This window comes from Thermosporothrix sp. COM3 (assembly GCF_059696735.1).
In genome coordinates, this window is the sequence record NZ_AP019376.1 from 289,064 (window position 1) to 302,086 (window position 13,023).

At 56.3% G+C, this 13,023-nt stretch carries 16 protein-coding genes; 9 read left to right on the forward strand and 7 right to left on the reverse strand.

All coding sequences use genetic code 11. The features are described 5' to 3' along the window. The first annotated feature begins 11 nt into the window (after window positions 1-11). From KTH_RS01240 to KTH_RS01250, 3 genes are read left to right on the forward strand one after another with little or no spacing between them, the layout of a single operon-like run. Complete coding sequence (locus KTH_RS01240; protein WP_111319868.1) at window positions 12-1,025, forward strand: LacI family DNA-binding transcriptional regulator; 1,014 nt, start codon at window positions 12-14, stop codon at window positions 1,023-1,025. A gap of 21 nt (window positions 1,026-1,046) precedes the next feature. After that, a complete protein-coding gene (locus KTH_RS01245) occupies window positions 1,047-1,721 on the forward strand; it encodes an HAD family hydrolase (protein WP_111319870.1) in 675 nt (224 codons plus the stop codon). A 20-nt stretch (window positions 1,722-1,741) separates the two neighbouring features. Then, window positions 1,742-2,062: a MazG nucleotide pyrophosphohydrolase domain-containing protein gene (locus KTH_RS01250; RefSeq protein ID WP_111319872.1), complete on the forward strand. Its 321-nt coding sequence runs from the start codon at window positions 1,742-1,744 to the stop codon at window positions 2,060-2,062. Here the strand turns inward: KTH_RS01250 and KTH_RS01255 are convergent. From KTH_RS01255 to KTH_RS01275, 5 genes are all read right to left on the reverse strand, one after another. After that, a complete protein-coding gene (locus tag KTH_RS01255) occupies window positions 2,037-2,906 on the reverse strand; it encodes a hypothetical protein (protein ID WP_111319874.1) in 870 nt (289 codons plus the stop codon). The two genes, KTH_RS01250 and KTH_RS01255, sit on opposite strands and share 26 nt — an antisense overlap. Continuing rightward, window positions 2,891-3,082, reverse strand: coding sequence for a hypothetical protein (locus KTH_RS01260; protein ID WP_428843951.1), 192 nt, complete (start codon window positions 3,080-3,082; stop codon window positions 2,891-2,893). Before KTH_RS01260 ends, KTH_RS01255 begins: the two co-directional genes overlap by 16 nt. Before the next feature lie 98 nt (window positions 3,083-3,180). Next, a complete protein-coding gene (locus KTH_RS01265) occupies window positions 3,181-3,336 on the reverse strand; it encodes a hypothetical protein (protein WP_170142397.1) in 156 nt (51 codons plus the stop codon). A gap of 243 nt (window positions 3,337-3,579) precedes the next feature. After that, complete coding sequence (locus KTH_RS01270) at window positions 3,580-4,824, reverse strand: cytochrome P450 (RefSeq protein WP_111319876.1); 1,245 nt, start codon at window positions 4,822-4,824, stop codon at window positions 3,580-3,582. 105 nt (window positions 4,825-4,929) lie between these two features. Continuing rightward, on the reverse strand, window positions 4,930-5,175 hold the full coding sequence (locus KTH_RS01275; protein ID WP_497615998.1) for a ferredoxin: 246 nt from the start codon (window positions 5,173-5,175) through the stop codon (window positions 4,930-4,932). 173 nt (window positions 5,176-5,348) lie between these two features. Between KTH_RS01275 and KTH_RS01280 the strand changes: the two genes are divergently transcribed. Both KTH_RS01280 and KTH_RS01285 read left to right on the forward strand, forming a co-directional pair. Beyond that, on the forward strand, window positions 5,349-5,957 hold the full coding sequence (locus KTH_RS01280; RefSeq protein ID WP_497616000.1) for a TetR family transcriptional regulator: 609 nt from the start codon (window positions 5,349-5,351) through the stop codon (window positions 5,955-5,957). Window positions 5,958-5,981: 24 nt separating this feature from the next. After that, the gene (locus tag KTH_RS01285) at window positions 5,982-6,986 is read left to right on the forward strand and encodes a phosphotransferase enzyme family protein (RefSeq protein ID WP_497616001.1); all 1,005 of its coding nucleotides are present in this window, start codon (window positions 5,982-5,984) and stop codon (window positions 6,984-6,986) included. Between the two features lie 45 nt (window positions 6,987-7,031). Here the strand turns inward: KTH_RS01285 and KTH_RS01290 are convergent, their stop codons facing one another. After that, complete coding sequence (locus KTH_RS01290) at window positions 7,032-8,999, reverse strand: NAD(+) synthase (RefSeq protein ID WP_497616003.1); 1,968 nt, start codon at window positions 8,997-8,999, stop codon at window positions 7,032-7,034. 129 nt (window positions 9,000-9,128) lie between these two features. On the opposite strand from KTH_RS01290, the gene KTH_RS01295 reads away from it, so the two are divergent. Both KTH_RS01295 and KTH_RS01300 read left to right on the forward strand, forming a co-directional pair. After that, window positions 9,129-10,061, forward strand: a complete 933-nt coding sequence (locus KTH_RS01295) for a BadF/BadG/BcrA/BcrD ATPase family protein (RefSeq protein ID WP_111319886.1) — start codon at window positions 9,129-9,131, stop codon at window positions 10,059-10,061. A gap of 120 nt (window positions 10,062-10,181) precedes the next feature. Beyond that, complete coding sequence (locus KTH_RS01300; RefSeq protein ID WP_497616005.1) at window positions 10,182-10,487, forward strand: TipAS antibiotic-recognition domain-containing protein; 306 nt, start codon at window positions 10,182-10,184, stop codon at window positions 10,485-10,487. 165 nt (window positions 10,488-10,652) lie between these two features. On the opposite strand, the gene KTH_RS01305 is transcribed toward KTH_RS01300, so the two are convergent. Then, window positions 10,653-11,054 carry a nitroreductase family deazaflavin-dependent oxidoreductase gene (locus KTH_RS01305; RefSeq protein WP_246046272.1) on the reverse strand — a complete coding sequence of 134 codons (402 nt, stop codon included), beginning with the start codon at window positions 11,052-11,054 and terminating at the stop codon, window positions 10,653-10,655. A gap of 303 nt (window positions 11,055-11,357) precedes the next feature. Between KTH_RS01305 and KTH_RS01310 the strand changes: the two genes are divergently transcribed. After that, on the forward strand, window positions 11,358-11,612 hold the full coding sequence (locus KTH_RS01310; RefSeq protein WP_111319892.1) for a ferredoxin: 255 nt from the start codon (window positions 11,358-11,360) through the stop codon (window positions 11,610-11,612). Continuing rightward, window positions 11,609-13,012, forward strand: coding sequence for an NAD(P)/FAD-dependent oxidoreductase (locus KTH_RS01315; protein WP_111319894.1), 1,404 nt, complete (start codon window positions 11,609-11,611; stop codon window positions 13,010-13,012). The genes KTH_RS01310 and KTH_RS01315 overlap by 4 nt, the downstream gene beginning before the upstream one ends. Window positions 13,013-13,023: the final 11 nt, after the last annotated feature.

Sequence of the window (13,023 nt, forward strand, 5' to 3'; positions counted from 1 at the left end):
GAGAGGAATGTATGCAGGAGAAACAGCCACGCCCAACCAGTTTCGATGTAGCGCGTCGCGCCGGGGTCTCGCAATCAGCCGTGTCACTTGTCTTTGGCGGAAAAGCGGAGGGCCGCGTAGGGAAGCGCACACAGGAAGCCATCCTTCAAGCCGCGCGTGAACTTGGCTACCACCCGAACAGAGCCGCACGCACGCTTCGTTCTGGACGCTCCCGAATTGTTGCACTCGTCGTTCCCGATGTCAGTAACCCCTACTTTGCCGCCGTGCTTCAGGGTGCTGAAGAAGCCGCACGCACATCGGGCTACTCTGTACTGCTTGCTCAATTGCACGAGGAACAGGACTGGCAACACGTTGTTCTGGACGCACTGACCTCTCGCGCCGTGGACGGTTTCCTGTTCTGCACCCTGCAACCGCCCAGCGAGAGCATAGCGCAGGTCTTGCAGGGGAAAGCGATCATTGTCGATGAAACCTATCAGGGCCTCCCATCACTTCAACTGGACGTGGAGACAGGCATGCAGGCAGCAATGGAACATCTCATTCACCTGGGGCACAGGCGCATTGCTCATCTGGGTGCCGCTGTCGATGCCACCTCGTTCCATCAGCGACATCATGCCTATCAGGCAGCGCTACATCAGGCCGGGCTCTCATTTCCAGCAGACTATCTGGCGCGTGCCGCTTTTACCAGTGCCGATGCATCGCGAGCTGCCCATCAGCTTCTGACCTGCCCTGAGCCGCCATCAGCGATTGTCTGTGATAGCGATGTGCTGGCGGTTGGGGTCTACAAAGCAGCTCGGGCGCTGCACCGCTCAATTCCGCGTGATCTCTCGGTTGTCAGCTTCGATGACAGCATTATCGCCAGCATGCTTGACCCCGAGTTGACCACCGTTGCCATTCCAGCTCGCACGATTGGTGCGCAGGCGCTTGCGTTGCTCTTGCAGGCGCTTGAAGAAGGGACAGCCCCCGCGTCACTGACCATCCCTCTCACATTGATGATTCGGGCCTCGACGGCGCAACCGGCAGGCTAGGCAGTCAAGAAAGGATTCAGCATGCGCTATCATCTCATTTTTGATGCAGATGACACACTCTGGCAAAATAACATATACTTCGAGCAGGCCATTCACAATTTTATCACCTTCCTCAACCACTCACAATTGAGCGCCGAAGAGGTACGGGCTACGCTTGACGAGGTCGAGCGCCTGATGGGCTATGGAACCGTGAACTTCACCCGAAGCCTGGTCGAGACCTATTGCCGTCTGGCCGAGAAAGATCCACAGGAAGAGGAACTTCAGCAGGTGCGTAGCTTTGGCGAACAGATTCGCATGCAGCCGCTGGAGCTGCTTGATGGCGTTCAAGATACGCTGGAGTATCTCTATCCTCGACATGATCTCTTCCTGTTGACAAAAGGAGATCTTGAGGAGCAAAAACTGAAGATCGAGCGCTCAAATATCGAGCACTACTTTCAGAAGGCGCTTATCGTGCATGAAAAAGATGTCCCGACCTATCACCGGATCGTTGAGGAGCTGCATCTTGACCCGCGCCATACCTGGATGATTGGCAACTCTCCCCGGTCTGATATCAATCCCGCGCTTGCGGCCGGGCTGAACGCGGTCTTTCTTCCGCATCCGCACACGTGGCGTTTGGAGCATGAAGATGTAGTGCATCAGGGAGAAGGGCAGCTCCTCACGCTCTCCGCTTTTCACGAACTTCGCTCTCATTTTTAAGTAGAAAGAAGAGGTATCCTATGGCACAGCTACCCGCACATCCAACCCTGCCCGACCTTCAGCGCTATATGGATGAGATCTGTAAGGAACGCGGCTGGACAAAAGATAGTTACGCCGAAAAGTTCCTGCTCTTCACCGAAGAGATCGGTGAACTGGCAAAGGCAATTCGGAACGCTCAGGGACTCTATCAGGAGCAGGCAAAACAGAAGCGGTGGGAGCTAGAGGAAGAGTTCGCCGATGTGTTCAGCTACCTGCTCGATCTGGCAAATGCCTTTCAGGTCGATCTGGAAACCGCGTTCCGCAAAAAGGAGGAGATCAACGCGGGCCGAACCTGGAATTAAGGAGGGCAGCTTTCCCCTCCTTTTTAAGGGGATACAACCCAATCCCCCGGCACCGGAAGCCGTCTGACGACTTGCCATGTGCGACATGGGCGTTCATCTCACAATGAGAGAGGCTGATAGCAAGGAGCGCCACCAGTCTCTTCTGTTGGCTTACAGGATCTTCTTCGCTCCGGGGATGGCCCGCAGCGCCCCCGCAAGCAGAAAACATACCGGGACCATGAGCAGCGCGGCTACCACGAACTTTACCAGCGGGTAGAGCGGCACCCAATGCAGGAGAAACGCACCCGCGACGATGACCATTGGATGAATGATAGAGACTGTGTACGACTGCGCTGCCATCCCCTTCAGCACGCTTCCCTGGCGGTTCAAACGCTGCCGAAACAACAACAACCCGATACAGACATGCGTGCACATGATCGCTTCCCAGAGCGCATAGGTAGCGGCCTGCCAATGCAGCCCCCACGAACGCACCATCAAATCCAACCAGCACCGAAAGCGGAAAGAGGATGGCCGATGCAGCCGCTACACCCCACAGCGCTTTTCTCCCAAGAGATATCGGGAGCTGCTGGAACCTGTTGCAGCGATAGGCGATCAGGCCCACAATAAACATACAGATGTACTGTGGAAAGCTACCAGGCTGAAACCCGACCCAGGGAATGAACAGCCCCAGAGGAAACACCAGCCGCACCAGAAACGTCATCGCCGCGATCAGCAGCGTGAATAGCAGGGCCATGCGATAGGTCGGCACGTTCGGCAGGCGAGAAAGATCCAACTCCGGCCCCCAGCGACGATACAGCGCGTAGCCCGCAGTAAACAGCAGCAGCGCCGCTACAAACCAGAGCACGCCGGCCCGATCTGCTCCCAGTATGACCCCCTGGCACCGGTCACATAGCTGAGCAGCGGATTGAGCAGAAAGGAGACAACCAGTAACGGCACTCCAAGCCTCAGCAGACGCTCTTTCCAGAAACGGGCTCCACCCTTGCGGTCATATGCTCCCGGCACAAAATAGGCTGATATCAGAAAAAGAAGCTCATAAAGTAGGACTGATTTATAAACACAAAGGCTGCAAGCACAAGTACAGTAACTATATCGAGCTGAGAACTCGTGTCATAATAATATCAGAGCGCCAGCATAGCATACGTAACAGCAAGATGAACCAGCACAACCGGAATAGTAAGCAGGATACGAATATTGTCAATAAAGTGCAGACGCGTTGGTGCTACCCCCGGGACCGGCTCCGTCGCAGGATTTCCCTTTTTTTCTCGTAATAACATAGAATGTATCTCCTTTAGCAGTAGTTACTCTATCCAGAACGATCTTCTGCTAAAAGGATACCAGCCACACGAGGCAACCACACCACCCACCCGGGTAGTGCTGGTTATCGAGTCCGTTCAGGTATGCGTGGATAGAAAGGGGACCCAGGGAGAAGCACGTTTATGGGAATCTGAAGGTATGGAGGTTAGGGAATAAAACGCGGGAGAAGGAGAGCATGACACCACCCTCCTTCTCGAGGAACACTACCAGGTGACAGGGAGATGGGCCGGACCGTATGTCAGCGTCTCATCTGGCCTCCAGGGCACTTCCTCGGGAGGCACAGCCAGGCGAATCGTCGGCAGGCGCTTCAAAAGCGTGCTCCAGAGCGTCTGAAGTTCCATCCGCGCAATCTGCTGACCGAGGCAGGCATGAATGCCCCGACCAAAGCTCATCACCGGGCCACCCGTGCGGTCAAAGTCGACCTTCTCCGGGTCCGGGAAACGCTCCTCATCATAGTTGGCCGAGAGCGTGGACAGGAAAATGACTTCTCCGCTCGGGATCGTCTTGTCACCGAACGCCACTGCGTCGCGGGTAATTCTTGGACGACCATTGCCAACAGGCGTGATACGCAGAATCTCTTCCACAGCCGAGGCCATGCGTTCAGGGTCGTCGACTCGCTCCTTAAGCTGTTCCAGGAGGTCAGGACGCTGGAGCAAGATGAAAGCAGAGTTGGTAAAGGTCGTGCTGACTGTCTCAAACCCGGCGACAATCAACCCGAGTGCGAACGAGTACATCTCTCCCTCGGTGAGGACCTCGTCGCCGCCCTCGTCATGTGCCTTCACCAGCACGCTGATGATTGTATTGCGCGGGTTTTGCCTCTCCTGCTCAATAATATCTTTCAGGTACAGCGCAACCTTCTGCCACTGTGCCTGCCGCTGTTCAACGCTCACCGTCTTGGAAATAGCAGTGCGGCCCCACTCGCGCCAGAGCTTTTCATCCTTGCGCGGAATGCCAAGCAGCTCACAGAGCACGGTCATCGGTGTCTGAATCGCGTAATCCTCAAACAGGTCCGCCGGTGGCCCAGAGCGCTCCATTGCATCGATCAGCTCGTTGGTAACTTCGACTACACGTGCGCGAAGCGTGTTCGCATGCTGGACGGTAAACAGTTGTGTTACCAGACGACGGATCTTGTTATGTCGCTTGTCCGAGACGCTGAAGAGCGATTCATTGGAGGAGCTGGCCCCTACAACGTCGCCCGCCTCAATACGCGGCACATCGCCATCCGAACGCTGAATCATGCCACAACGAGGGTCCTGAAACGCCTTCGCGACATCGGCATAGCGCGTCAACAGGTAAGCATCGCCACCATACGGCATATGGACGCGGGCAACCGGGCATTCCTGCCGTAAGCGCTTGTACTCGGCAGGGCATTGAAGGCGATTCTCAGTAGGAAACGGGTAATTGAGTATTTCGTCCGCTGTTTGTACGTGCTGTTCTTCACTCATCATTTAACTCTCCTGAGAGACTCTATAGATACACTACACCATACCTGCTAGAGCGAAAACCAACTGCCTCTACAAAAAAACGATAGCAAAACAACGTGACCCCACAATCTACGCCTGTTCGCTATCGTCCTCTACAACAATCAGTTCCGACGTGTTCTCTTCATCCTCAACGGTAAACACCTGAGCCGGGCAGACAAAAGCGGCATTTTTCACCTTCTCCAACAATTCCAGTGGAGGGCGCTCCTGCAAGACACGAACCACGCCATCTGTTTCCCGCTGATCGAAGACCTGCGGGCAGGCCAGCACGCAGGAACCGCTGGCAATACATCTGTCCGTAAAAGCTGTGACTTTCATTGATGCTGTTCCTTTCTACCTATCAACCGGAACCCTCAATTTGAGCAAGTGGCTGGACAAAACAGCGTATACTGATGACATGCATCATCACTATCAAATATAATGTCAGTGAGTGACATTTGTCAACCTCAGAAAAAGGGCAGAGAATGACCGTATCGAAGGAGCAAAAGGGCATGAAGAGAGAACTGAACCTCAGGGAGCGCAAGAAAATGATGGCTCGTATTGCCATCGAAGAAGCCGCACTGCGCCTCTTCCTCGAAAAGGGGTACGAGAACACATCGATCGAAGATATTGCCAATGCCGTTGTCCTGTCCCCTCGCACCTTCTTCCGCTATTTCGCCTCAAAGGAAGATGTTGTTTTTGCGAGCTGGCGCGACTTCCACGACACTGCCAGAAGCGCCTTCGAGCAGCAGCCGGCCGGGATCACGCTGTACGACGCGCTTGAGGATATCTTTACACAACTGGGAGAGCTCCATCAGCGCCGACGCGACCATTTTTATCTGCTCTCTCGCGTCATCCTCACCACGCCAGAACTGCAACCAGGCTACCTGTATCGCATGGTCAGCATTGAGCCACTTCTGCGCGAGTTCATCAGCAAGCACTGGGGCGAACAGTACGACCCGCTACAGATCCGCTTTATTGCCGCGACTACTCTGACCGCGTTTCGCGTCGCGCTGCAATGCTGGCTGGAAGAGGAAACACACACCGACCTTCCCGCTATCATTCAGGCGTACATGGCACAACTCAAGAAAGGACTCTTCCTGGAGCAAACATCATCCTGACGACAGAAAAGAGAGAGGACCGTTATGCACCAGTACCTGGACGCCTGGTCAATCAGACCTGTGCATATTTCACCGCTGACAAGCGGAACTAACAATACAAGCTGGCTCGTTCAGACCGAGGAGGGAGAAGAGTATGTCTTGCGCATCACCCCGGGAAGACATAACGTATCTCGTATCCTCTACGAGATCCAATTGCTCATTAAACTTGCAAAGCAGCAACTCTCGTTCTCGCTTCCAGTACCGTTATCGACGCATACAGGAGAACATCTACTCCATGATGGCACGGCGCTTGTCATGCTCATGCGTCGCCTGCCGGGCAAGGGGAGCGGAGCACCAACCGAACGGCATCATCTCCCGCTGGTTCGTGCAGCCGGGGTCGCACTTGCACAGCTTGACAGCGCCCTCGCGACGCTTGATCTCCCTGCACCTGAGCAGACAGCCTTTGGTGACTTCGCGCACGCCTATCCATTGGTCCCCGATCCACTCGCTGCACTCAAGCGCCTGCCGCTAGAGCCTGAACAGAGCAACCGGCTCCGCGCCTTGCTTACGGATATTATGGAACGGACGCCGGGCCTCTATCAGCGACTCCCGCAACAATTGCTCCATCGCGACTATGACCCGGCGAACATTCTGGTACAGGGCAATCAGGTCACAGCCGTGCTTGATTTCGAGTTCGCCGGAACGGATCTGCGGGTGCTGGACCTCTGCGTTGCGTTAAGCTGGTGGCCGGTGTACCTGATGGGCAGCGAGCAGGAGTGGGAGGTTATCGATGCATTCGGACGCGCATATACCGCCCATCTTCCCCTGCACAAAGATGAGCTGCTCGCGCTGCCCGATGTCTTGCGTTTGCGAGATGCTGCCTCGCTCATTCACCGGATCGGGCGCTATCTTGCCGGGCTGGAAACCGATGCCCGCATGCTGGATCGGGTCCAGCATACCTTCTGGCGCGAGGAATGGCTGATCCACAACCGGGAGAAGCTGCTTCAGCACGTGTTGGCCTGGCAGGCTGCCCCGGAGCTCTCAGCCTGACCGAGCAAAGAGGCCGCATCACCTCGGACGCGGCCTCAATAAGCGCTACCCTTCCTCAATGCTTTGTTGTAGCTCGTCTAGCTCCTGAAGCCAGAGCGCTGCGCTTGCATCACTGGGCATACGCCAATCCCCGCGCGGTGACAGGGCAACCGAACCGACCTTCGGCCCATCGGGCATCGCTGACCGCTTGAATTGTGCATGGAAGAAACGCTGATAGAAGACGCGCAGCCAGCGCACCAGTTCCGCAGGCGTATGATGCGCCGCGAAGACCTGACGGGCCAGCCGGAAAATCTTGTCCGGTGTAAAAGCATGCCGCACCACATAGTACAGAAAGAAATCATGCAATACATAGGGCCCTATAGTCGCCTCCGTCTCCTGAACCAGCTTGCCCTGCGCATCGGGCGGCAAGAGTTCCGGACTGATTGGCGTCGCATTGATATCGCGTAGCACCTCGCTGGTTTCGCCGGTATAGACGCTCTCAGCGCACCACTCGATCAAGTAGCGCACCAGGGTCTTCGGCACCCCGGCATTCACATGATACATGGACATATGATCGGCGTTATAGGTGCACCAGCCAAGCGCCAGCTCCGAGAGGTCTCCAGTACCGACCATCATTCCGCCGATCTGGTTCGCCACATCCATCAAAATCTGAGTCCGCTCGCGAGCCTGTGCATTCTCATACGTGATGTCATGCGTATTGGGATCATGGTCAATATCGCGGAAATGCTGCAACACCGCGTCACGAATCGGGATCTGTCGAAGCGTGATCCCGAGCGATTTTGCCAGCCTTTCGGCATTGGTAAGCGTGCGGCTTGTGGTGCCAAACCCGGGCATGGTAATCGCGACAATGCCATCACTGCTCAACGAGAGCTTCTGAAACGCCTGCTGCACGACCAGCAAGGCCAGAGTCGAATCAAGCCCGCCCGAGAGCCCGAGTGTCACCCGCTTCATGCCTGTGTGCTTGAGCCGCTTCGCCAGCCCGATCGCCTGAAGCTGAAAGATCTCCCGACAGTGCTGCGCCCGCAGTGCAGGGTTCGCCGGCACAAACGGCGTCGGTGTCAGGTCAGGCCGGATCAGGGTTTCGCGCTCCACAAGACCAGCAGGGATGGTCACTTCGATCTTCCTGAACGCCTGCTGAGGCAGAGCTGACGAGAAGCTGCTATTGCGCAGGCGCTCATGGTTGAGTCGTTGCACATCCACATCCGCAACTGCTATCTGTGTCGAGAACTGAAAGCGCTCCGTTTCAGCCAGAATCAGACCATTCTCACAGATGACCGAGTGTCCATCGAAGACCACATCCGTGGTCGATTCGCCAGGTCCGGCAGCGGCATAGATATAGGCCGCCAGACAGCGGGCCGCCTGCTGCTGAATCAGCGCCCTGCGATACCCATCTTTCCCCAGGATCTCATCACTGGCTGAGGGATTCAACAGGACAGTCGCTCCGGCCAACGCCATACGCCCGCTTGGCGGCTCAACAGCCCATAGATCCTCACAGATCTCGATGCCGAGCACACAGCCCGGGAAGTTCGTCGCTGTAAAGAGCAGATCGGTACCAAAAGGAATCGCTTTCCCGGCAAGCTGAATCGTATCAACAGGACAATCTCTGGAAGAACTGAACCATCGCTCCTCATAGTATTCGTTGGTATTGGGCAAATAGGTCTTAGGAACGATGCCCAGAACGCCCTGTCCACTGACCAGAGCAGCACAGTTATACAGCTTTCCCTCTACCTCCATCGGCAAACCGACCAGCGCCACAAGCTGATAGTCTGCCGCCGCCTGCGCAATCTCCTGTAGTGCCTCACTTGCTCGCTGCAACAACAGTTGCTGATAGAAGAGATCGGCACAGGTATACCCTGTAATGCATAGTTCCGGAAAAAGTACCACCTGACACCCCTGAGCCGCCGCCTGGCGCAAGGCTTCAATAATCGCCTGTGTGTTGTAGCGCACATCCGCAACGCGCAACTCAGGTGTAATGGCCGCAACACGGAGAAAATCCGGTGAGAATTGCTTCACGTTCTCCCTCGCTCCCTTCTCAAGTCTTCCTGATTATAGCATATGTATCAGGCGGGCAGAAATGTTGACAGCGCCTCGAAACCGATGCTATGTTCATAACCATTACTGACAAGAAAGGTACTTCTTTTTATGGAGAACTATTTCCTCGGGCTTGACTGTGGTGGGAGCAAAACCTACGCGGTGATTGTTGACGCAACAGGGCAGGAGGTCGGGCGCGGGCAGGGAGGCTCTGCCAACTTCACACAGGTGGGGCTGGAAGCAGCCATTCAACAGATGCAGAGTGCAATTGAGGATGCCGCTCGAAACGCGGGATGCTCGTTGCCGCTTCAGAAGGGCTGGCTTGGCATCGCCGGGATCGCCCGTCAGGAGGATATTGACGCTATCCTTCCCTCACTCTCGAAATACGCTGCTATCCTCCATATTACCAACGATGCAGAGCTTGGCCTGTGTGCGCTTGAACAGCGAGTCGGTGTGACCATCATCGCAGGAACCGGCTCAATCGCGCTCGGACGCAACGCACAGGGACAAAAGGCCCGCGCTGGCGGTTGGGGTTATCTGCTTGGCAACGAGGGAAGCGGCTATACAATCGGTCAGAATGCGCTGGTAGCCGCACTACAGTACGCAGATGGACGCGGCGCAGAAACCGTGCTTCTTGATCGAATCATGCAGGAATGGCAGCTCCGCCGCGTTGAAGAGGTGATCGGGCAGGTCTACGCACCAACTGGCCGCGCTATTGTCGCCCGCCTCTCGCGCCTTGTCTTTGAGGCTGCTCGCTCGGGTGATGTTATCGCTCAGGAGATCGTGGAGCGCAACGCCTACGAGCTGGCTCGCACCTGTACCGCGCTGGCCAATCGCCTTCACTTCCCGCGCGAGGGCTTCCCTCTGGCATTGGTCGGCGGCTTGCTGGTCCATGAGGCAGACTACCGTGAGCGTGTCCTGTCCCATATTCGCGAAACATATTCGATTGGACAACTTGAAATCGTTGCTCACCCGGCTCTGAGTGCGGCGCGAGCGGCTCATACTCTGCCGCTGGAAGAACGACTTGCTGACGCCGGAAACTGAATTTTGCTTCCCTTCTGAAAATGAGTTGATCTAAACAGGGCTTGAGGGTGACGCTACGTCATCCTGTATGCTTCTTTCAGCGACGCCATCAGACGAAGCACAGAAAGGAAGAAGCAACCAATGAATACGCCAAACGATTGGGTAAACAACTACCTGACCCCGGAAGAGCAGCAAAAGATGGCCGAGCTGTCGCGTCAATCCTACAGCCCGGCAGCCGCACAAAAAATCGCACAATGGGGCCAGAACTGGACAGGGGAAGATCAGCAGCGGGTCAGTCAACAATGGAACGCCGTTTTTGCTGAGTTAAAGCGGCTGGCCGTCGAGGGGAAAGATCCCGCCAGCCCCGAGGCACAAGCACTCGCCAGACAGCACCAGGAGCTTGTTCAGCAGTTCACCGGGGTGATGCCGAAGTCGAGGCAGGCCTGAACCAGTGGTGGCAGAATTACAGCCAGCTCCCGGAGAACGAGAAGCCCATTCCTCAGTACAGTACCAGCCCGGAAGAAGCCGCATTCTTGAATCAGGCACTCAAGCACTATCATCAGGGCTAAAAGCGCACAGGCAGGGAGGGGGGAATCTCTCCCTTTCCCCCTGCTAGCGATGCAGGATCACAACCGGAATCTGTCGGGTCGTCTTCCGCTGATACTCAGCGAATCCGGGGTAGACTTGCAGCATCTTCGCCCAGAGGCGCTCTCGTTCCGCTCCAGTCGCGACCGTAGCCGTCATCTTCACTGTCTCGGTTCCTGTCTCCACCTGCACCTCGGGATGGGCCAGCAAGTTGTGATACCAGGCAGGATTATGCGGTGCTCCCGCATAAGAGGCGATCACAATGAATCGATCATCATCAGCGATACAGGCCAGTGGTGTGGTGTGCTGTTTGCCGGTTTTCGCCCCGGTGGTCGTGAGAAGCAACATTCCCTGACCTTCAGTCTGTCCCTCGATTTTGCCACCATTCGCCCGAAACTGCTCAATAATCTGTCTATTCCAATCTTGCATTGTCTCTCCCATTCTTTCACATAATCATTCAAAAAGATAGCTTCATAAAGAATAGCACGTTTCTCCATCGCATGTCAAAAAGCTCCAGAGTCAGTGGAAATCACGCATCTGAAATCGAGCGAGAGGGACATTTTCATGAAAAAGACGTTGCATCTGAAGCCGCTCGGCACAATACTCGCATATTCCCTCTCTTCCTGAAACATGATCGCTATATAAAACGTAACCCGTATAGTATAGAGAGAATCAGACCGGCAGGGAAGGCATCTCTTTTCGATATATGATCGAGGTGAAGGAGCGTATACAATGAGAATTGTTGTTGATCTGAACCGTTGCCAGAGCTATGGACAATGCGTCTTCGCGGCATCGGGCGTCTTCCATATGCATGGTGAAGAAGCCCTTGAGTTCGACTATGCACCTGATGATTCCATGCGCTTGCAGGTTGAACGGGCCGCCGCAGCCTGTCCGGTACGCGCTATCAGTATCGAGCGGACAAGCGAGCCAATCCCGGTGACGAAGCAGCCACGAGCCCGAACGCAGAAAAAGGACGGTGCATCATGACGCAACGTCAGGTAGATGGACATATCGTTATTGTTGGCGCTTCCCTGGCGGGCCTGCGAGCAGCGGAAACGCTCCGCGACGAGGGGTTCAACGGGCAACTGACGATCATCGGCGATGAGCCCTACGCGCCATATGACCGCCCTCCGCTGTCAAAAACCGTGCTGACAGGCTGGCTCCCGGTCGAGCATACAACACTTCCACGCCTGCGCGACATTCAGGCGGACTGGCTGCTTGGTGTGCCAGCAGTGCGACTGGACCCACGCAAGAAGCAGGTCACGATTGAGGGCGGACAGCAGGTCGATTTCGATCGCCTGCTGATCACGACCGGCACCCGCGCTCGTCCCTGGCCCGATCAGCAGCAAGCGGACCTTGACGGCGTCTATACCATTCGCACGCTCGACGACGCCGCCGGACTCCATGCTCGCCTGGCAAGCAGACCAAAGCGTGTCCTGATTATTGGAGCCGGTTTCATTGGCTCAGAGGTTGCCTCTGTCTGCCGGGAGCTGGATCTACCCGTCACCGTCGTTGAGCGCGGCCCGACGCCGCTGGCCGGGGCGCTCGGTCAGGCCGCCGGTTCGGTTGCCGCCCGCTTGCAGCGCCGCTGTGGTGTCGATCTGCGCTGCAACACCACTGTCATGGAGCTGATCGGAGACGAGCAGGGACATCTTCGACAGGCCAGACTCTCCGACGGCGACACGCTTGATATCGATGTAGCGGTCGTCGCGCTTGGCTCGATTCGCAATACGGAATGGCTTGAGGGATCGGGGCTGGCCGCTGATAGACGAGGCATCGCGTGTGATTCCTCCTGCCGCGTCTTCAGCGAGGATGGCATGGTGCTGGATGATATCTTTGTAGCCGGTGATGTCGCGCGCTGGCCGCATCCGGTCTATAGCGGCGAATTGATCGCGGTTGAGCACTGGGGCAATGCCGTCGACCAGGCCCAGATTGCGGCCCATAATATGATCTGCCCACCCTCCGAGCGCCGCCCGCATAAAGCGCTGCCCGCGTTCTGGTCCAACCAATTCAACGTCAACCTCAAACTGGTCGGGCTTCCCTCTATTGCAGATGAGGTTGTGGTCACGCAGGGTAGTGTCGCGGATCTCCACTTTGTTGCCGCCTACGGTCAGAAGGGTCGCATTGTCGCAGCGGTCGCCATTAATCAGCCGCGCTGGCTTCCTGCCTATGAAGCAATGATTGAGCAGCGCGCGCCATTCCCGCCAATGCTGCACGCCGCGGACGGGCCCCCGGAGCTGCACCCGGTGCCTGCCGGAGTGCCACTTGAAGACCTGCCCACCCATAGTGCTGATGCCACTGCCACCGGTCCCTGGCCCGGCCCCGCGGAGATATCAGCCTCAGCCATGCGTGATCCACGCATTCCACCCGGAACGCCGTTATTGTAGTCGAGATGGAG

Coding starts and splice junctions, on each gene's coding strand:
- KTH_RS01240 (WP_111319868.1), top strand. CDS start 12: ATGCAGGAGAAACAGCCACGCCCAACCAGTTTCGATGTAGCGCGTCGC.
- KTH_RS01270 (WP_111319876.1), bottom strand. CDS start 4,824: ATGATGAGTGAAGAACAGCACGTACAAACAGCGGACGAAATACTCAAT.
- KTH_RS01305 (WP_246046272.1), bottom strand. CDS start 11,054: ATGCAAGATTGGAATAGACAGATTATTGAGCAGTTTCGGGCGAATGGT.
- KTH_RS01280 (WP_497616000.1), top strand. CDS start 5,349: ATGAAGAGAGAACTGAACCTCAGGGAGCGCAAGAAAATGATGGCTCGT.
- KTH_RS01265 (WP_170142397.1), bottom strand. CDS start 3,336: ATGTTATTACGAGAAAAAAAGGGAAATCCTGCGACGGAGCCGGTCCCG.
- KTH_RS01310 (WP_111319892.1), top strand. CDS start 11,358: ATGAGAATTGTTGTTGATCTGAACCGTTGCCAGAGCTATGGACAATGC.
- KTH_RS01295 (WP_111319886.1), top strand. CDS start 9,129: ATGGAGAACTATTTCCTCGGGCTTGACTGTGGTGGGAGCAAAACCTAC.
- KTH_RS01300 (WP_497616005.1), top strand. CDS start 10,182: ATGAATACGCCAAACGATTGGGTAAACAACTACCTGACCCCGGAAGAG.
- KTH_RS01250 (WP_111319872.1), top strand. CDS start 1,742: ATGGCACAGCTACCCGCACATCCAACCCTGCCCGACCTTCAGCGCTAT.
- KTH_RS01285 (WP_497616001.1), top strand. CDS start 5,982: ATGCACCAGTACCTGGACGCCTGGTCAATCAGACCTGTGCATATTTCA.
- KTH_RS01245 (WP_111319870.1), top strand. CDS start 1,047: ATGCGCTATCATCTCATTTTTGATGCAGATGACACACTCTGGCAAAAT.
- KTH_RS01315 (WP_111319894.1), top strand. CDS start 11,609: ATGACGCAACGTCAGGTAGATGGACATATCGTTATTGTTGGCGCTTCC.
- KTH_RS01275 (WP_497615998.1), bottom strand. CDS start 5,175: ATGAAAGTCACAGCTTTTACGGACAGATGTATTGCCAGCGGTTCCTGC.